The sequence below is a fragment of the Pedobacter sp. AC402 genome (assembly GCF_979252805.1).
This window is the reverse complement of the sequence record NZ_CEEDAI010000007.1, coordinates 208,078-226,845: the sequence shown is the minus strand read 5'-3', so window position 1 is coordinate 226,845 and position 18,768 is coordinate 208,078. Positions and strand designations below refer to the sequence as shown.

At 36.2% G+C, this 18,768-nt stretch carries 17 protein-coding genes; 6 read left to right on the top strand and 11 right to left on the bottom strand.

What is annotated here, in order from left to right:
• Nucleotides 1-13: 13 nt before the first annotated feature.
• The gene (locus AC0IWE_RS07540) at nucleotides 14-1,717 is read right to left on the bottom strand and encodes an ABC transporter ATP-binding protein (protein ID WP_471792581.1); all 1,704 of its coding nucleotides are present in this window, start codon (nucleotides 1,715-1,717) and stop codon (nucleotides 14-16) included.
• On the bottom strand, nucleotides 1,717-2,430 hold the full coding sequence (locus AC0IWE_RS07535; RefSeq protein WP_471792580.1) for a 3'-5' exonuclease: 714 nt from the start codon (nucleotides 2,428-2,430) through the stop codon (nucleotides 1,717-1,719). Before AC0IWE_RS07535 ends, AC0IWE_RS07540 begins: the two co-directional genes overlap by 1 nt.
• A gap of 99 nt (nucleotides 2,431-2,529) precedes the next feature.
• On the opposite strand from AC0IWE_RS07535, the gene AC0IWE_RS07530 reads away from it, so the two are divergent.
• Nucleotides 2,530-3,027 carry a DUF1579 domain-containing protein gene (locus AC0IWE_RS07530; protein ID WP_471792579.1) on the top strand — a complete coding sequence of 166 codons (498 nt, stop codon included), beginning with the start codon at nucleotides 2,530-2,532 and terminating at the stop codon, nucleotides 3,025-3,027.
• A 98-nt stretch (nucleotides 3,028-3,125) separates the two neighbouring features.
• On the opposite strand, the gene AC0IWE_RS07525 is transcribed toward AC0IWE_RS07530, so the two are convergent.
• The 7 genes from AC0IWE_RS07525 to AC0IWE_RS07495 form a co-directional block, all read right to left on the bottom strand.
• A complete protein-coding gene (locus tag AC0IWE_RS07525) occupies nucleotides 3,126-4,022 on the bottom strand; it encodes a DUF72 domain-containing protein (protein ID WP_471792578.1) in 897 nt (298 codons plus the stop codon).
• A gap of 11 nt (nucleotides 4,023-4,033) precedes the next feature.
• On the bottom strand, nucleotides 4,034-4,387 hold the full coding sequence (locus tag AC0IWE_RS07520; RefSeq protein WP_055910253.1) for a DUF5615 family PIN-like protein: 354 nt from the start codon (nucleotides 4,385-4,387) through the stop codon (nucleotides 4,034-4,036).
• A complete protein-coding gene (locus tag AC0IWE_RS07515; protein WP_082458783.1) occupies nucleotides 4,380-4,616 on the bottom strand; it encodes a DUF433 domain-containing protein in 237 nt (78 codons plus the stop codon). Before AC0IWE_RS07515 ends, AC0IWE_RS07520 begins: the two co-directional genes overlap by 8 nt.
• Before the next feature lie 106 nt (nucleotides 4,617-4,722).
• A complete protein-coding gene (locus AC0IWE_RS07510; RefSeq protein WP_025146786.1) occupies nucleotides 4,723-6,111 on the bottom strand; it encodes an arginine decarboxylase in 1,389 nt (462 codons plus the stop codon).
• A 354-nt stretch (nucleotides 6,112-6,465) separates the two neighbouring features.
• A complete protein-coding gene (locus tag AC0IWE_RS07505; protein WP_471792577.1) occupies nucleotides 6,466-7,044 on the bottom strand; it encodes a PhnA domain-containing protein in 579 nt (192 codons plus the stop codon).
• Between the two features lie 460 nt (nucleotides 7,045-7,504).
• Nucleotides 7,505-8,419 carry a citrulline utilization hydrolase CtlX gene (ctlX, locus tag AC0IWE_RS07500; RefSeq protein ID WP_471792576.1) on the bottom strand — a complete coding sequence of 305 codons (915 nt, stop codon included), beginning with the start codon at nucleotides 8,417-8,419 and terminating at the stop codon, nucleotides 7,505-7,507.
• An 88-nt stretch (nucleotides 8,420-8,507) separates the two neighbouring features.
• A complete protein-coding gene (locus AC0IWE_RS07495; RefSeq protein ID WP_471792575.1) occupies nucleotides 8,508-9,953 on the bottom strand; it encodes an arginine deiminase family protein in 1,446 nt (481 codons plus the stop codon).
• Between the two features lie 284 nt (nucleotides 9,954-10,237).
• On the opposite strand from AC0IWE_RS07495, the gene argS reads away from it, so the two are divergent.
• Together argS and AC0IWE_RS07485 are read left to right on the top strand one after the other, a co-directional pair.
• Complete coding sequence (argS, locus tag AC0IWE_RS07490) at nucleotides 10,238-12,025, top strand: arginine--tRNA ligase (RefSeq protein ID WP_471792574.1); 1,788 nt, start codon at nucleotides 10,238-10,240, stop codon at nucleotides 12,023-12,025.
• A 69-nt stretch (nucleotides 12,026-12,094) separates the two neighbouring features.
• On the top strand, nucleotides 12,095-12,865 hold the full coding sequence (locus AC0IWE_RS07485) for a sulfite exporter TauE/SafE family protein (RefSeq protein WP_471792573.1): 771 nt from the start codon (nucleotides 12,095-12,097) through the stop codon (nucleotides 12,863-12,865).
• Nucleotides 12,866-13,086: 221 nt separating this feature from the next.
• Here AC0IWE_RS07485 and AC0IWE_RS07480 read toward each other — a convergent pair whose 3' ends face one another.
• On the bottom strand, nucleotides 13,087-14,214 hold the full coding sequence (locus AC0IWE_RS07480) for an AI-2E family transporter (protein WP_055910267.1): 1,128 nt from the start codon (nucleotides 14,212-14,214) through the stop codon (nucleotides 13,087-13,089).
• Between the two features lie 291 nt (nucleotides 14,215-14,505).
• Here AC0IWE_RS07480 and mnmE point away from each other — a divergent pair, with 291 nt between their 5' ends.
• Nucleotides 14,506-15,864 carry a tRNA uridine-5-carboxymethylaminomethyl(34) synthesis GTPase MnmE gene (gene mnmE, locus AC0IWE_RS07475; RefSeq protein ID WP_471792572.1) on the top strand — a complete coding sequence of 453 codons (1,359 nt, stop codon included), beginning with the start codon at nucleotides 14,506-14,508 and terminating at the stop codon, nucleotides 15,862-15,864.
• Nucleotides 15,865-15,947: 83 nt separating this feature from the next.
• On the opposite strand, the gene AC0IWE_RS07470 is transcribed toward mnmE, so the two are convergent.
• Nucleotides 15,948-16,577 carry a hypothetical protein gene (locus tag AC0IWE_RS07470; protein ID WP_471792571.1) on the bottom strand — a complete coding sequence of 210 codons (630 nt, stop codon included), beginning with the start codon at nucleotides 16,575-16,577 and terminating at the stop codon, nucleotides 15,948-15,950.
• An 876-nt stretch (nucleotides 16,578-17,453) separates the two neighbouring features.
• On the opposite strand from AC0IWE_RS07470, the gene AC0IWE_RS07465 reads away from it, so the two are divergent.
• Together AC0IWE_RS07465 and modA are read left to right on the top strand one after the other, a co-directional pair.
• Nucleotides 17,454-17,960 carry a molybdopterin-dependent oxidoreductase gene (locus AC0IWE_RS07465; protein ID WP_471792570.1) on the top strand — a complete coding sequence of 169 codons (507 nt, stop codon included), beginning with the start codon at nucleotides 17,454-17,456 and terminating at the stop codon, nucleotides 17,958-17,960.
• 31 nt (nucleotides 17,961-17,991) lie between these two features.
• Nucleotides 17,992-18,762 (top strand): molybdate ABC transporter substrate-binding protein, encoded by a 771-nt coding sequence (gene modA, locus AC0IWE_RS07460; protein WP_471792569.1) that lies wholly within the window; start codon nucleotides 17,992-17,994, stop codon nucleotides 18,760-18,762.
• Nucleotides 18,763-18,768 lie beyond the last annotated feature (6 nt).

Below are 18,768 nucleotides of genomic sequence, written 5' to 3'. Positions count from 1 at the left end.
TTAGGCATAGCTATTAATTTCCAGGAATGGCGGCGATTAATTTTTTGGTGTATTCTGCTTTTGGGCTATAGAATATTTGTTCAGGAAAACCTTCTTCTTCAATTTTTCCTTTATTCATAACCAATATCCGATCTGAAATATGTTTTACAACGGCTAAATCATGAGAAATGAAAATATAGGTAAGTCCAAATTCGCGCTGAAGATCCTTAATGAGGTTTAAAACCTGGGCCTGTACGGAAACATCCAGGGCGGATACGGATTCATCACAGATGATGAATTTAGGTTTTAAAGCCAAAGCCCTGGCAATTACTACCCGCTGTCGTTGCCCGCCACTAAACTCATGTGGATACCGGTTATAATGTTCAGCTTTTAAACCTACTTTATCCAACAATTCCAACACCTTTTGTTTACGTTCGGCATCGTTGTGGTGTAGTTTATGAACTTGTAAGGGTTCTAATATCGATTGACCTATACTTAATTTAGGATTTAGTGAAGCATAGGGGTCCTGAAAAATGATTTGAATGTTTTTCCTTAATTTTCGCAGATCATTTTTTGAAATGTGTGTAATATCATCTCCATTAAATATGATTTCGCCAGATGTTGGCTGGATCAATCTTAAAATGGTACGCCCCAGCGTAGTTTTACCACAGCCAGATTCACCAACCAAACCTAAGGTTTCGCCAGGAAACACTTCGAAATTTAAATTATCAACAGCTTTAACATAATCAGTTGTTTTGCCAAATATACCCTGGTTTATAGGATACCAGGTACATAAATTCTTAATCTGGAGCAAAGGTTGTTGTGCATACAATTTCTCCCTTCGCGCTTCAATTTCAGTTGTAGTTAATTGATTTGCTGCTTGTAAATGTGCTGAAGCATCTTCAATCTTTCCGGTAAGGAAATCAGCCACGATAGGCAATTTCTTTAATTGTAAGTTAGGGGAGGGCCTGCAGGCGAGTAAACCTTTGGTATATGGATGTTGAGGGTTTTCGAAAATTGATTTTGCCGGTCCTTGCTCTACAATTTCACCTTTGTACATTACGGCAACTTCGTCGGCAATTTCATTTACTACCCCCAAATCGTGAGAAATAAAAATCATTGCCATATTCCGTTCCTGTTTCAGTTTTAACAGGAGCTGTAAAATTGTTTTCTGAACAGTAACGTCTAAAGCTGTGGTAGGTTCGTCGGCGATTAATAATTTTGGATCGCAACTTAATGCCATGGCAATCATTACCCTTTGCTTTTGTCCGCCTGATATTTGGTGAGGGTAACTGTCGAAAATTTTTTCTGGTCGTGGTAACTGCACTTCGTTAAAAAGTGCGATGGTATGTTTTTTTGCTTCAGTTTTATCCACTTTTTGATGCAGCATAATGGCTTCAGCCACCTGTTCACCACAAGTAAAAACTGGATTTAGAGAAGTCATAGGTTCCTGGAAAATTATTGAAATCTGATTTCCCCTGATCTGACGGATTTCGTTTGAGCTGAGATTGAGCAAACTAATGTCTTCAAATTCGATATCTCCGGTGATTTTTGCTGATTTTTTATCATGTAAACGCATAATGGAGAAAGAGGTTACCGACTTCCCGGAGCCTGATTCGCCAACAATACCTAAAACAGTTCCTTTTTTTACATTAAAACTAATCTGTTTTACAGCTTTAAACCAAGTTTTCTCATCTTGGTTATAAAAATCGATATTTAAATGCGCAACGTTTAACATTAGGCTACAATTGTAATGTTTTCTGCTGGAATAACATCCATACCTTTAAATTTTAACAGTACCTGGGCGGTAGTAATTACATCTTTCTGGCAATAGGTAACAATCCGATCGAGATTTTTTTCTTCATAATAAACCTGCCTTACCTGAGCGCCATTAATGTCATCTTTAGGTGTGGGAATGTTCAAAATTGCTGCCAATAAATTTAAAGAGGTAAAATGTTTGTAATCGCCAAATTTCCAGAGTTCCATCGTATCAATATGATTTACTTCCCAAGGTTTTTTACCTGAAAGTTGTAGCTGAACAGGTATTTCAATTCCATTTACGAGTAACCTGCGGCAAATATAGGGGAAATCGAATTCCTTTCCATTGTGTGCACAAAACATTAAGGTTGGTATCTGTTTACTTAATAATGATGAAAATTGTTGCAATATTTCCTTTTCATCGTCACCAAATAAGGATTTGATTCTCAAAGTACTTGATTTTTCGTTCTCATTATAAATCCCCATGCTGATGCAGATGATTTTTCCAAATTCAGCCATTATTCCGGCTTTTTCGTAAAACTCTTCTGCCGTTTGTTCAGAATTTCGCTGATAATGCGTTTTTTGATCCCAAAGTTCTTGAAATTGAGGAGGTACATCTTGATAAGATGGGTATTGTGGTACAGTTTCGATATCGATAACCATAACCTGATTGAGATCTAACGCCTTTAGCATAATATAAATAGGTTTCTGTTAACAATTTACAATTTTGATTTCAAAATCTCCTATGCAAACAATTAAACATTACAACTTAAATTTTTATAAGTTTGGATTATGGCGAAAAGTAAATTTGAGCAATCTTTAGCAGACGGCGCTCACCAACAGCTTCAAAGTTTAATAGGCACCTGGAAAGGGACAACCAAAACCTGGTTCGAAAAGGATGTGCTCGCAGATGAATCTCCAGTTGAAGCAAAAATTACTTCAATTTTGGGTAACCGTTTTATTTCTCTTGATTACCAGGGAAGTTTAGAAGGAAAGGCTTTTGAAGGCAAAATGATTATCGGTTTCGATATTCCTTACCAAAGATTTACAACAAGTTGGATAGATAGTTTCCACATGGGTACGCAGATTATGCTTTCGAGCGGTGAGGTTACATCAAAAGGTTTTTCTGTTTTTGGCGAATACGGCAATCCGGAATATGGTGAGCAGCTTTGGGGCTGGAGAACAACTTTGGAAATTATTACAGATAATGAATTTATCTTAACCGCCTTTAATGTTTCTCCGGAAGGTGAAGAAGCAAAAGCTACAGAAACGGTTTACAAGATAAAATAATTTAGTGAAGTCGTCATTCCCAACTTGATTGGGAATCTTAATGCCTGGTGTAGAATGCATTAAGATTCCCGCATACGCAGGAATGACGTGCCAAAAAACTAAAATAAGCTTGGTGAAGCCTGATTTGCCATAACCGGAATTTTTAAATCTGTTCCTACAGCTTTATTCAATTTCTCTGTAAAATAAGCAGAAAACAAAGGTGAGGAAAGCTCAACATTCTGGTGTACAAAGAAATATAGGTTTTGTAAACCTTGTTCTTTCCATGTTACAATTCTTTCAATCCAGTCGTTTAAACGTTTTTTATCAATTTCATCATCATTTGCACCTACAAAGCGCACAAAAGCTGTTGGGGTAGTTAAACGCATGTGGAGCATATCTCTTCGGCCAGAAGTATCAACAATAATATTTGAAATGCCATTTTCCTGAAATAACTGTGCAAATTCATTGGCAATAGCAGGGTTTGAAAACCATTCGGTATTTCTGACTTCAACCCCTAAAGGAATTACTTTAGGAAACTCATTAATTACAATTTTTAACCTTTCGAAATCTTTGGGTTTAAAATTATCATGCAATTGAAGAAAAGCCATTCCTAATTTATCTTCAAAATTACTGATGGCATCGCAATATTGTTCTACAGGTTCTTTAACGTTGATTAATCTTTTAAAGTGACTGATGGTATTGGTCAGTTTTGGGAAGAACTTAAAATCTGCCGGTGTTTTTTGCGTCCAGGTAATTACTTGCTCGCTGGTTGGCATTCCATAAAATGTAGCATTGAGCTCAATCGAATTAAATTGTGTAGAATAATAAGTTAATTCATCTTTTGTTCCTTTTGGATAAAAACCTTTCAAGTCGGCCTTATTCCATTTTGCACAGCCTACATAAGCTTTAAATGATTGTTTTGGTTTATTTGCTGCCAAAACTGCTTCCGTTTCAGGAGCATCCGCAGGGAGGGTATAATCTATAATCGAAGGGTCGTCTACTTTACCGAATTGCATTTAAAAATTTATTAAGTGATACTTATTACATTTACTTCCTCTTTTTTATTTAAAAGAACTTCTAATGCTGAATTAATCTTTGGTTCTAATTTTTGCCAAAAAAGTTTATTTGAACAATTGCCGAATTTAATAAGAATAAGCTTGGGAGGAGCACCAAACCAATCGATTAATTCTTTAAAATCTGAATCCTTGGATATAATTATAACATTCTTTTTAATTTGAGCCATTCTAAAAATGGTAAAGTCATCTACCGAATGTAAGTTTAGACTAAAAGAAGATTTGGTTTTAAAATTTGTGTATTCTGAAAGCCATTTGGCAATAATAGGGGATATATTGGTGTCGGTCCAAATTTCCCAATTATTCATACATTAAATCCTCATTTACTTTTTGTGCGCTATACAAGAGAACCGCTCTAATATCTTCTTTCTCGAGGATGGGATGTTCCTCTAATATTTGATCTTCACTCATGCCGCTTGCCAATAATTCCAGTACATCAGAAACTGGGAATCTTAACCCACGTACGGTAGGTCTTCCTCCCATCAAACCATCTGTTGCAATGATCCGATCGAATAACTTAATTTGTTCATGTGCCATACTCAAATATAAAAAAAATACCCCAGTAAAAAAACCGGGGTATTTGTATGTTTTGTAATGTTTGACTTTGTTTTTTGTGTATCTCAGATTGAGAACTGTGACTGATTTAGTAACCCAGAATCTTCAATACTTGCTTGCTGTTTTGTTCTTCTCCAAAAACCTCAAAATTGAAACTTTCATCGCGGTTTCTGCGGATTAAAACATGTTTCGGGCTAGGCAATAAACAGTGATGAATACCACCATAACCGCTTAGTACCTCCTGGTAAGCCCCGGTATGGAAGAAGCCTAAATACTGAACTTTACGTGTTTTAGGCATAAATACGCTGTTCATATGTGCTTCCTGGTTATAATAATCCTGTCCATCACAGGTTATTCCACCTAAATTAACCCGCTCATATTCAGCATCCCAGTTATTGATTGGCAATAAAATGTATTTTTGGTTTAGTGCCCAAACATCAGGTAAATTTGTAATGAAAGAACCATCCAACATTAACCAGCGCTCACGGTCATTTTGCTGTTTACGGCCCAATACTTTGTAAAGGATACCAGAAGCCTCAGCAACCGTATATTTACCAAATTCAGTAATAATATCTGGCTCCATTACTTCGTGGATAGCGCAGATTTCTTTAATCCTTTTTACAATTTCATTTACCATATATTCGTAATCGAAATCGAATACTAAAGAATCTTTAAATGGCATTCCACCACCGATATCCAGGGTATCTAAATCAGGATTAATTTTTTTGAACTTGCAATAAAGTGTTACGTATTTTTCTAACTCATTCCAATAGTATGGTGAATCTGTAATTCCTGAGTTGATGAAAAAGTGTAATAATTTAACCCTGAAATTAGGATTATGAACGATTTTGTTATTGTAAAAATCAATAATATCTTCCATACGCACACCTAAGCGCGAAGTATAAAATTGCGAATCAGGTTGCTCCTCAGCAGCAATACGGATACCTAGGTTACAAGGGGTATCAATATCAACCTCATCATCAAAAAGATTAAACTCTTCTTTATTGTCTAAAACCGGGATAATATTGGTATAACCATCATGCAACATATCAATGATATATTGTTTGTACTGATAGGTTTTAAAGCCGTTACAAATAATGGTGGTATCTTTCGTTAACACACCTTTTTTCTCCAAGGCATCAACCATTGGCATATCAAAAGCCGAAGAAGTTTCTAAGTGGATGTTGTTTTTTAAAGCTTCTTCTACAATATGCTTAAAATGCGAGCTTTTTGTACAGTAGCAATATTTGTAATCGCCACGATAATTGTTCTTTAAAATAGCGGTCTGGAAAAGAATCTTCGCCTGCTGAATCTTCTTACTCACCATTGGTAAGTAGGTGAAACGTAGGGGAGTACCGTAAGTTTCGATCATTTCCATCAGGTTTAAATCCTGAAAATATAACTCATCATCTATAACATCGAAACCCTCTTGAGGGAAACCAACACTTAGATCAAGAAATTCTGAGTAACTCTGCATTTACTTTTAAATAATTTTTGCAAAAATGTAATTTTAAATCGAGAATTAATCTTTAATAAAAATATTTTTACTGTAAGGAAACGCTTAGCTTAACTACAAAAAATATTGGTAAATTGTTTTAGTAAGGAAATGTGTAGTTATTTTTAAATAATTACCTGTAAATCAGTGCTTTGTATAGAATAGGGTTAAGCGTTTTTAAAGCAAGTCACTATTTTTATGGGTTTAGGTTGGCCCTGCGCTAAACTGTATCCTTGTAAGAATGGGATGATCGTTCCGATCCAGGTATATTTTGCAAAAACTGTGCTTTTATTTTGGTTTGAAAACAAGCAGTCTTATCAAACCTAAAATAATACTTTATCCTTTGCGAAGGTATTTGGTTAAAATTACAATGGTTTGTCCTTCAACCTTACCTTCAATTTGCTCAGTATTATCATGAACCAAACGGATATTTTTGACTACGGTACCCAATTTAGCGCTCAAAGTTGATCCTTTAACATCAAGGGTTTTAACCAATACCACGGTATCGCCTTCAAATAAGCGCGTTCCGTTACTGTCTTGATGAAATTCTACTGTTCCATCTTGCTCGTGATCGCCGGTTTTTTTAGCCCAATCCAAAGTTTCCTCTTCAAGGTATAAAATATCCAAACTATCTGCTGCCCAACCTTCATTTCTCAATCTGCTCAACATTCTCCAGGCAACAACTTGAACAGGGGCAAATTCCGACCACATGGTTTCCGTTAATATTTTCCAATGTTCGGGATTAAGCTGTTCGGTTTTTTCAATCTGGTTTAAGCAGGTTTTACAAACTAAAATGCTATTATCGCTATTGGCATTGCTGGTTGGCGGTACTTCGTACACCGATAAATTGGTTTCAGCCGAGCATAATTCGCATTTATTGCCCGAACGGGATTGTAATTCTTGTGCTAAAGACATATTGATACTGGATTTTTGGCGAAAGTAATAAAACTAATCGGAATAGATGATTGTAAAAGGGGAGAAGTAAATAGATTGTCATTTCGCCGGAATTAGAGAGAGACTGTTTTCTGATCATTTGGAAAGCAGGTTTCTGTTTTATAGGTTGGGGTTATTCCTGCTCTTCATTTTACTTCGTTGCACTCGTGTTCATTCCGATCAGGTTTATTAAATCAGCCCGGTGCTGCTATTTGAAGTTTGAATAGCGAGTTAGCTAACGCGATAGATTTTCCGTGTGGTCCGAGCTTCCGTGGCAAAACTAAAAATGGTTCGTGGAGACACGAACCATGGCGAGGGATAAATACAGTTCAAAGATTTCTCCATTTCGCTGCGCTCCAGTAGAAATAACGACTGATTTTTACAACATTTCATTATATAACTCATTCACATGATTGTTGGCTAACGAGCTAATCTTTTACAGCTACGATCTACTTGGCAAATGTATCTCAGCCAGCATACACCTTGCACTGCCGCCGCCATTTTTTTCGATCGTGTAAAGTGGTGCGTAAATGATTCTGCTGTATTGTTCAAGTGCAGTTATCTGTTCGGTGTTTAAAGATAGATAAGCTTGCTCAGACATCACCAATAAACTTTCATCATCCACATTGGTAACCTGTAGCATATTACCTGCAAATTTGTTCATTTGCTCAAGGCTGATTTCAATGATTTCTTTCCCACTTCCTTTTAAACTGATGGTTACATTTAATTTTTCTTCCGGATCTTTAATGGAGTCCAGGCAGATAACCGCAAAGCGATCGCCAATGCACATCATCACATTGGTATGGTAAATTGGGAAATTTGATCCATCAACGGCTTGAAAAGCTACTGGCTCATATCCGGTTAGCATACAGAAATTGTTCAACACTTCTTCATCAGTGCGCACACTTAAACAGGCATAAGCAATTTTGTTGGTACGATCCAATACCATACTTCCTGTACCTTCTAAAAAAGCATGTTGCTGTTCGTAAAAGCTTAAATCGCTGATGTGGTTTACTTCGAATTTTTCTTTTAAGCCATCCAGAATTTCTTTCCTTCGCTCTAAGCGGCGGTTTTCAGAAAACATCGGGTAAAGATATACTGAGCCATCATCATGAAAAGAAACCCAATTATTTGGGAAAATGGAATCAGGTGTTTCGGGTTGTAAAGTATCATCTATAACCGTTACATCAACATTATTTTTTCTTAATAAATCTACAAAGGCATCAAACTCTTGTAAAGCCGCTTTTTGCACATCAGTTTCTGTAGATAGAATTTGAAACTTATTATTTCCGGCCGTTTGTGTGTTGAATTTAAAATCAACGGGACGGATCATGAGGATATGGTTGGTTGTTTGCATTCCTTTTCTTTATGCGTCATTATGAATTCATTTCAGGAAATCTTTTTATTAAGATGCCAAAATAAATTCGGTATGACGATGGGTAAATTTATAAATTGTCTCTTAAAATTGGCAGACTCATACAATGAAAACCACCACGGGCACGCGATAGTTCTGCCGAAGGCATTAAAATCAATGTATCGGTTATGGTTTCCGCATTTACTTTGCCACTTTCTAAATCCTCAATCAAATCTTTCACATCCACTACATCAAAGCCAGCAGCTTTAAAGGCTTCAACGGTTTTATCATTTCTATCGTAACCTAAAACAACACCTTCTTTAATGGCTAAAAGGTTGCAAGAATCCGTCCATTGCTCACGAGAATCGTAAGGGAACTGATTGTTTCCGCTATAGATGATCTGTGTTGGTTCGGTACTTTTTAAATCGTTCTGACTAATATCATCCAATAAAGCTTCTACATGTTCGAAGTGCTTTGGCTCCTGTGGTTTTGCTTTCGTAAACTGAATTGCGGTGGTAGCTTCTAATTTTTCGGGCTCTTTTAAAAAATTAATAGGCTCGTAAGGATTATATTTAGGCGAATGGGCAATAGAATTCAAAATTACCCAGGTATTGCGCTTAACCTGCGTGAAAACGGTGTCTAGGTGCATATAATCACGTTTGCTTGGTATTTTAACCACCGTAACTTTTTCTACCACATCCTGATCGAACAACAATTTTATCGCTTCGTTGGCGCCATGTTCTGAGGTTCTTTCACTACAACCAATCAGCACATGGTTAGGGCTCACCATCATCACGTCGCCACCTTCCAACGTGGTGCTGAAAGCAGGTTCATCTCCCGGGCGTAAAAAGTGCATGGTAACATCCGGAATTTCAAGAATGTTATTGCGATAGCCCTCAAACAGAGGATGATTGAAGAAAATATAGCGCATTAAAAGCGTCTCTCTTACGCGGGCTTTTTTTGCAGGTTTATTTAACAGGATGTGGTTATTGATTGTTGTACCCACATCCCTGGTAAAAATTAAATTGGGAATCGGCGCAAAAATCATGGTATCGTTGGCCAAAGTACCTGAAATGAAAATCTCTGCCAATTGCTTTGGATCGGTATTGGTTAATGCTAACTGCACTTTGTAAGTACAGCCTTCAATCGCACAAACAGCAGCAACCAGTTTTTTGCGGATAGATTCATTCTCCAGCATTTCACTTAACAAATTCTGAATCTCGATTACAGATGTAGAATTATGAAAATCAGGATGATTGGGTTTATAAAAATTACGTGCGGAGGCTTCTGAATCTATTTCGGCCAATTTTCCTTTAATCTTATTAGGATCAAGAAAATACATTAATAGCTTAATATAATAATCATATTCACCTTTACGGATAGTATCTAAATGTACAATATCTTCGAAAAGCCAATCCTGCGCTTTAGAAGGTACCACTTTGCCTAATCCACTATCCGGACTGTGTATCAATAATTTACGCAAGCGACCGATTTCGGTATTTACGCTCACTTTAAAATTTTGGTTCTGCTCGCTCATAAAAAAGTTAGTTATTGCAAATCTATTAGAAAAATTCAGATAAGAGAATTGAGTTGATAGATTTGAGATAGACCAATATGGAGATAGGTTTATTTATTGCACAAAACTAACCTCCTTAAACCTTATTGAAGCGACAACTCCCGATTCCTTCAATCGGGACTATAGCGGAAAGAAGGACTATCGGAACCGACCGGCACTATATTAGCTTTCCAAACCCTTTAAAAGCTCGAAAAGCTTCCACCTTAAACCTTTCACCTTCCACCTTTTTTACATATTTTTGGCGCATGAATTTTATTATTGCCGAAACACAAAAAGCCATTTCTGAACTTTATAAAGAAGAGATAGCCGAAAGTGTAATCAACATACAAGAAACCCGTAAAGAATTTGAAGGACAAGCAACTATAGTTGTTTTTCCGATTACTAAAATTTCGAAGAAATCGCCAGAGCAAACCGCTACAGAAATTGGCGAATATTTGGTTGCTAACGTAGCCGATATTACTAAATTTAATGTGGTAAAAGGCTTTTTAAACTTAAGCATTGCCGAAAGTTATTTCTTAAAACAGTTTAACGAAGAAATCTTATCGCCCAATTTTGGCGTTTTTGCACCGAACGGTAGAAAGGTAATGGTAGAATATTCTTCGCCAAATACCAATAAGCCGCTTCACCTTGGGCATGTACGTAATAACTTGTTGGGTTATTCGGTTTCAGAACTGCTAAAAGCTTACGGTTACGATGTAGTGAAAGTAAATTTGGTGAACGATCGTGGCATCCACATTTGTAAATCGATGTTGGCCTGGCAAAAATGGGGCAATGGCGAAACGCCAGAAAGTACCGGTTTAAAAGGCGATCACCTGGTTGGCAAATACTATGTAATTTTTGATAAAGAATACAAAAAAGAAATTGATGATTTAAAAGCTGAAGGACAAACAGAAGAGGAAGCTAAGAAAAATGCCCCATTAATTAAAGAAGCGCAACACATGCTTTTGAAATGGGAGCAAGGGGATGAAGAAGTGGTTTCGCTTTGGAAAACCATGAACGAATGGGTATATGCTGGCTTTAATGTTACATATAAAAACCTGGGAGTTGATTTTGATAAATTTTATTACGAAAGCAATACCTACCTGTTAGGGAAAGGAACAGTTGATGAAGGTTTAGCAAAAGGCGTTTTCTTTAAAAAGGAAGATGGTTCGGTATGGATTGATTTAACTGCCGATGGTTTAGACCAAAAATTAGTTTTGCGTGCTGATGGCACTTCCGTTTACATTACCCAGGATTTAGGAACTGCTGAGATGAAACACGACGATTTCAATATGGATGAGTCGATTTACGTTGTGGGAAATGAGCAGGATTACCACTTTAAAGTATTGTTTCTGATTTTAGAAAAACTGGGCAAAAGCTGGGCGAAAGGTTTATATCACCTTTCGTATGGAATGGTAGATTTGCCAAACGGTAAAATGAAAAGCCGTGAGGGAACTGTTGTAGATGCCGACGAGTTAATTGAAAGCATGGTTACTACCGCCCGCGAAAAAACGGAAGAATTGGGTAAAACCAACGATTTTAGTGAAGATGATAAAGAAGAACTGTATAAAAATATTGGTTTAGGGGCTTTAAAGTATTTTCTTTTAAAGGTGGAGCCTAAGAAACGTTTGTTATTTAATCCTGCTGAAAGTATTGATTTTCAAGGTAATACAGGTCCTTTTATTCAGTATACGCATGCAAGGATAAAATCTTTACTAAGTAAAACCGATTATAAGTTCACAGTGGGTAGCGAGCATTTTTCAGGAATATCAGCAGTAGAATTGGAAATGATTCTGCAACTGGCCAAATACCCTGCAGAAATTGCTATTGCGGCTAAAGCTTATAGTCCGGCAAGTTTGGCCAACTATCTATACGAACTGGCGAAACTATTCAATAAATTTTACCATGAGGTGCCACCAATCGTAAAAACCGAAGAAGGTGAAACGAAACAGTTCCGTTTAAACCTGAGCAAAAAAACGGCTGATATTATTCACGCCGGGATGTTAATTTTAGGTATTACTTCGCCGAAAGCGGATGTAAAGTGGAAGAGGTAGGATGGAAAATGGAGAAGAGATTATGGATGTGCGCATAGAATCTTACTATATTAAAAATCTAGTTCTGTGATGTACGAATTGATATTACTCTGTCTGGTGGCGTTTGCTGCCGGATTTATAGATGCTATTGTAGGTGGCGGCGGTTTATTACAAACTCCCGCCATTTTGCTTATTTTACCCCATTATCCTGTAGCAACCCTTTTAGGAACTACAAAAATTCCCTCTTTAGCAGGTACCACGCTTGCAGCATTTAAATATTCTAAACAGGTCCGTTTTAATTATAAGGTACTTACCGCTTGTGTGCTTACTGCATTTTGTGCTGCGCTTTTGGGTGCATTTCTGGTGAGCAGGATCGATAATTCGGTCATCAAACCTGTAATCCTCGTTGTGCTAATTTTGGTTGCACTTTATACCTACTTTAATAAACAATTCGGTATACATCAGGTAAAAGATCATTCTGTTAAAAAACAGGTATTAATGGCGGGTTTGTTTGGGATAGTGATTGGTTTTTACGATGGATTAATCGGGCCGGGGACGGGCTCTTTTCTTATTTTAGTATTTATAGCGGTATTGGGATTTGATTTTATCGGGGCCAGTGCACATGCAAAAATTGTAAATATGGCCACAAATTTAGCAGCAATTATCTATTTCAGTTCTACCGGACATATTCTGTTTCAATACGCAATTCCTATGGCTATTTTTAACTTAACAGGTGCTTTTTTTGGGACGAAATTAGCTTTGTTAAAAGGGAATAAGTTTATCAGGGTATTTTTCCTGATTGTAGTTTTCGGAACGATTTTAAGGTTTGCCTATGATATTGTTAAAGTCTGGATATTATAATGGAAGTACAGAGATAAATAATTAAAGATCAGATTTTTCACAAATCATCCTTTCAATAAAAATAGCATATCCAAAAAAGCATCGCTAGATTAAACCAGCGATGCTTTTTCATTTTATGAACAATCAACAATTGACTATAAACTATTGACTATTAACTATTAGCCATTTACTCTCAACTATCAACAATTAACTATAAACCATTGACGATCAGCTATAAAACATCAGCTATCCTTCTCAATCCCAGTTTTAGTTGCCACAGGTTTCCTTTTTCTAAAGATTGGAAAAGTCATTGGGCTTCTAGCGGGCCGTTCATCACCAAGCAGCACGCCCCATTGTTTAAATGATTCAGTACGGTCGAAAATAATTTTTAATACCGCCACAATTGGGAGCGCGAGGAACATCCCGGAAATACCAGCTATACTTCCACCGATAAACACGCCTAGAATGGCAAAGAGTGCATTGATTTTTACTTTTGAGCCTACAATCCTAGGCATCAATATATTGTTATCCAGAAACTGAACAAAAGCAATTACACCTAAAACTGTAACCACCGGCCACAATTCTTGTGAGGAGGTTAGGGTAAGCAATACACCAATTACATTACCAATTAATGCACCCACATAAGGGATCAGGTTTAAGATGGCAAAAATAACACCTATTAAAAGCGCATGTTTAATGCCAATCAGCATCAATATACCACCCAATAAAATCGTCATATAGGTGATTTGAATCAGGAGTCCGATTAAATAGCTTTTGATAATGGATTCTGTTTCGTAAATCGCTTCTTTAACTTTAGGGTGATCGTCGGTTTTAAACCACATAAAAATGAAGCGCAATAAAATGTCTTTATAAAAAAGCATCAGGTAAATATAGATGGGTAATAAACCTATAAATACAAAAATGCCACTTAGCGTTACAGCTGCACCACCAGCAAGCGAGGTGCCCATATTCATTAAATCGTCGCTTTTGTCTTGTATAAATGCTTTTTGCTGTTTATCGTTATAGTGGGTAATTCTACTGATCCAATCGCTTAACGAATTGATATGCTGGGTGACATTGGCTTTTATTTGAGGGAAATCTTTAACTAAAATGCCAATCTGATTGGAAAAAAACCAAACAATTAGTCCAACAAAAAGCGCAACCAACAAAATTGATATAATAATGGAAAACGATTCGGGGATTTTCTTCCTTTTTAAAAAACGGTAAACAGGTAAGAGCATAATGCTAATGAAAAAGGCCATTAACATTGGCATGATAATATCCCGTCCGATTACCATAACCGCTACAATAGCCATTAGGCCCATTAACTCAATAGATCGTTTAACGGTTAGTGGTAAATTGTTAGTCATAAAAAGCTTAGTCTGATTTCAGTTTTAAACACCATTGTTGTGAAAAAGTTTTAATTAGTTGGTTTAGCATCAGGGTTTAGGGGTTTGGCGACTGTTGACAGGCTAAGCCTAATGCTAGGTGTGTATATTTTATAATTTAATTGATTACCACTTACTTTACCTATAGGTGAAGCAATGAGGAGCAATTAACCAATTATACCATTAACTAATGAGTCGACAATAAAAAAAATTACTTCTCTCACACGATAATACCCTTGATTAGGCTTATTTTTGCAGCTTTAAAAATACCGCATGTACAATCAAGATACCATTATTGCTCTATCAACTCCTTCAGGTTCTGGGGCCATTGGCGTTATCCGTTTATCTGGTCCGGAGGCTATTTCTTTAACCAATACCGTTTTTGCCGGAAAAGATTTAGAAAAGCAAGCTTCACATACTTTACATTTTGGTTTAGTTAAGGATGTCGATCATATTGTTGATGAAGTAGTTGCAGGATTATTTGTTGCGCCAAAATCCTATACAAAAGAAAATGTGGTTGAGATTTCATGCCATGGTTCTAATTATATTATTCAACAGATTATTAACTTGTTGATAAGTAAAGGTGCACGTGCCGCCAAGCCTGGCGAATTTACTTTACGCGCTTTTTTAAATGGTGCTTTCGATTTAAGTCAGGCAGAAGCTGTAGCAGATTTAATTGCTTCAAACTCTAAAGCTTCGCATGATGTAGCCATGCAACAAATGCGCGGCGGTTTTGCAAATGAATTAAAAGGATTACGTGAGCAACTGATCCATTTCGCGTCGATGATTGAGCTCGAATTGGATTTTGCCGAAGAGGATGTAGAATTTGCCAACCGTGAGCAATTAAAAACCCTGGTTAATAAAATCAACTATGTATTACAGCGCTTAATATCCTCTTTTGAAATGGGCAACGTAATAAAAAATGGCGTTCCGATTGTTATTGCCGGTAAACCGAATGTTGGCAAATCGACATTATTAAATGCTTTGTTGAATGAAGAGCGTGCAATTGTTTCTGATATTGCAGGTACAACACGCGATACCATTGAAGATGAATTAACGATAGGAGGCATAGTTTTTCGCTTTATCGACACGGCCGGAATCCGCGATACTGCTGATATTATTGAGGCATTGGGCGTTGAGCGTACTTTGGAAAAAATGAAGCAGGCTAAGCTAATTATTTATATGGCCGATGCCGCTCAAAGCATCGAAGAAATTGAAGAGCAAATACGCGGTTTGGAACAATTGGCCATTCCATATTTAATTTTAGTAAATAAAGCAGATTTGATTGCTGATGCCCAGCGTAAAGCCTTCGAAGCGTTAAATGTGGTTTTTATCTCTGCAAAAGAGAAACAAGGTATAGATGAATTGAAAATTACTTTACTGGAGCAGGTGAATTTGCACCACATCAATACCAGCGAAACTTTGGTAACAAACATCCGCCATGTAGAAGCCCTTAAACAAACCGAACATGCCTTACAAAATGTATTGGCCAATGTGGATAATCCTGTTACTTCAGACTTTTTAGCGATGGATATTAAGCAGGCTTTACATTATCTTGGTGAAATTACCGGTACCGTTACAACAGATGATTTATTAGAAAATATTTTTACCAAGTTTTGTATTGGGAAATAGATAGGACAATTTCTGCTAATAAATTATAACCACCAATAAATTAGTTTCTTTATTCTAAAGATAATATTAGGATATAAAACTCACTATTTCAATTCATTAACTTCAAGTTGTTTCGGTTTTCGTAATAAATTCACAGATACAAAAATTATAAATCCGAATAACCATGTTGAGAATAGTACGATGAAGAAAATCGTTCTGATGGACGAATGAAAATAACTTGGCTGGTAAAAAAGCCGGTTCAGGATTTTGACTTTTTCAATTAAGGCATTTCTATCAAAGTTGTTTCGGATCTGATTCAACTCTTGCTGATCTTTATCCCGAAAACGAAATACATCCTGGGTAAGAGCTGTTGGATTAATAGACGATTCAATCTTATATCTTTTAAATAGTGTATCAAGCTTTTTAAAAGACTGCAATAAAGAATCCTTGTTTAATTTATAAAGTAACCTATACCGTTGTATGGCATTTTGCCGCTGCTGTTTAGGTACATTTTGATCTTCAATCGGACTGATCAACATCTTGTTTTCGAGAAAAATGCAAATGTTGTCATCATATTGCGGATTAGCTTCAGATCCTCTGAATATAACTTCTGTGCTGTCTTTTCTAACTGTTTTTGTAATAATTCTTTTCAGTATTTCCTTCTGATCAAAGCCAAAAAAACTGGACGCAGAACTGGTCGCGCTCTTTAACTTTTCATAATCAGAAGTAAGCATTTTTAAGGTATCGATGCTGTAGTATGCAGTTTGCAGACTAAAATAATCTTTATTGGTTAAATCGTAAAATACAGTGTCCCTCACCTCAACCACGGGGTAGGGCTTTGGATAAAGAATATTGGTTACATTAAATAATGTTTCTGAATTGTAGGCAGAACCAGGGTATAAAAAAGGATTTAGAACATTTAATAAAGTTTTATCAGCGTTGAATTTTTTCTACAGGTAATTCTTGCCTAAGCTTGGCATTTAAGCCGAAACTATAACTGATAAAGAAAGTTAAGGATAGTAAGACTATAGGAAGTAAAACAGTCCCGATAGTAAGCAGATTTTTAGCAGAGTACTTTTGTTTAGTGTGATTTCTAATTAATAAAATAAGAACCGTTAATAGAAATAAACCCGTTATAAAGAAATGGGAAATGGATACGTCATCATAAAACTTAAAACGATAAAATTCAGTATAAATATTGATTTCTTTTATGCCCGCAAATTTAAAATATCCATAAATAAAATAGGCAAAGTGTATAACAGCAAGTACAATGACAGATTTTAAGAGAAACTTTTTTAGATTATGGCTCATATGATTTAAAGCTGATTTTTACGGCTAAAATTTTTAGGTTCGGGATATAATGAAACTTTAGAAAATTTAATGCTAAAAAACACACATATTATCGTTATGATTTGTGCTTTTTATGCTAAAATAGTTTTTTATTTTCTTAACAACTGGCAAAAGATTTCTTTCACATCATTTAAAGCTAAAAACGGCAGATTAAATAATCATAAGTTTAAAAAAGATAGTTCATTTATCTTTTAAATAACCTCACAGATTTTACCTTTGTGATCAACCACAAATTCTCGAATCCTTTTTACAAGCTAAATATGAAAAAATATTTCAATAAAGTTTTACTGCAACTGATATTTACGGTTTCCTTTTTATCCCTGGCCAATGCGCAGCTAAAGAAAGAAGCCAGTGTAAAAATTATCGGCGAAATTACAAAACCATTCGTGTTAACTTTAGCAGATTTTGCCAAAATGCCAAGGGTAGAAGTAATTCGGAAAGATCGTGATAATAAAGACCATCAATATTCTGGTGTATTATTGACCGATTTACTCATAAAGGCGGGCGCAACAATGGGGAAGGAGCTTAGGGGAAATAATTTAACTAAATATGTAATGGTAGAGGCCAGCGATGGTTATCGGATTATTTTTTCACTGGCCGAATTAGACCCACAATTTTCTGATGATAAGATTATTTTAACAGATACAATGGATAAAAAACCACTTCCTGTTGCTGATGGACCTTTCAGAATTATTGTGCAAAATGAGACAAAGCCGGCAAGATGTATAAAACAGGTAACCAGCATTAAAATCGGCTTTGCAAAGTAACATTCCCTATAAATTGTTAATTTTAAAAAACATGAATCCATTTAAAATTGTCCGCATTGGGTTTTTATTGTTGATTTTTCTTTCTGTACATTTCTGTGCATCTGCTCAGAAATTGCGGATTGCCGTAGCGGCCAATGCACAAGGACTGATCAAAAAACTTCAGCTCGATTTTAAAAAACAAACAGGGATCGAAACCGAAGCCATTATCGGAGCATCTGGTAAATTAACCGCGCAGATTATAAATGGTGCACCATATGATCTTTTTCTTTCAGCTGATACCGAATTTCCGGAGAAACTTTTTAAAGCAGGTTACGGAATCAAAAAACCAAAAATTTATGCCCTTGGCAGCCTGATTGTTTGCAGTACTTTTAATGGTGATATCAGCAACTGGCAGGCCATGATTAAAAGTGAGCAGGTTAAAAAAGTCGCCATTGCGAACCCAAAAACTGCTCCATATGGAAGGGCTGCTCAAGAATCTCTAAAGTTTTACCAACTGGATGGTCAAATTGCGCCTAAATTGGTATTTGCCGAAAGTATCTCTCAGGTAAACACCTATCTCCAAACAGCTGTAGTAAGCATGGGTTTTACAACTGAGGCTTTTTTATATGAAAACAGCAATAAAACCAAACTTAAATGGACAAGAATTATCCCGGAAAGTTATGCCAAGATTGAACAGGCTGTTATCCTATTGGCTAATGCAAATAACACAGGTTTAGCAAAAGCGAGTAAATTTTATGATTATCTTTCATCGGCATCAGCGAGAAAAATAATAGCAAGTAATGGTTATCATCTGCCAAAATAGAAAAAA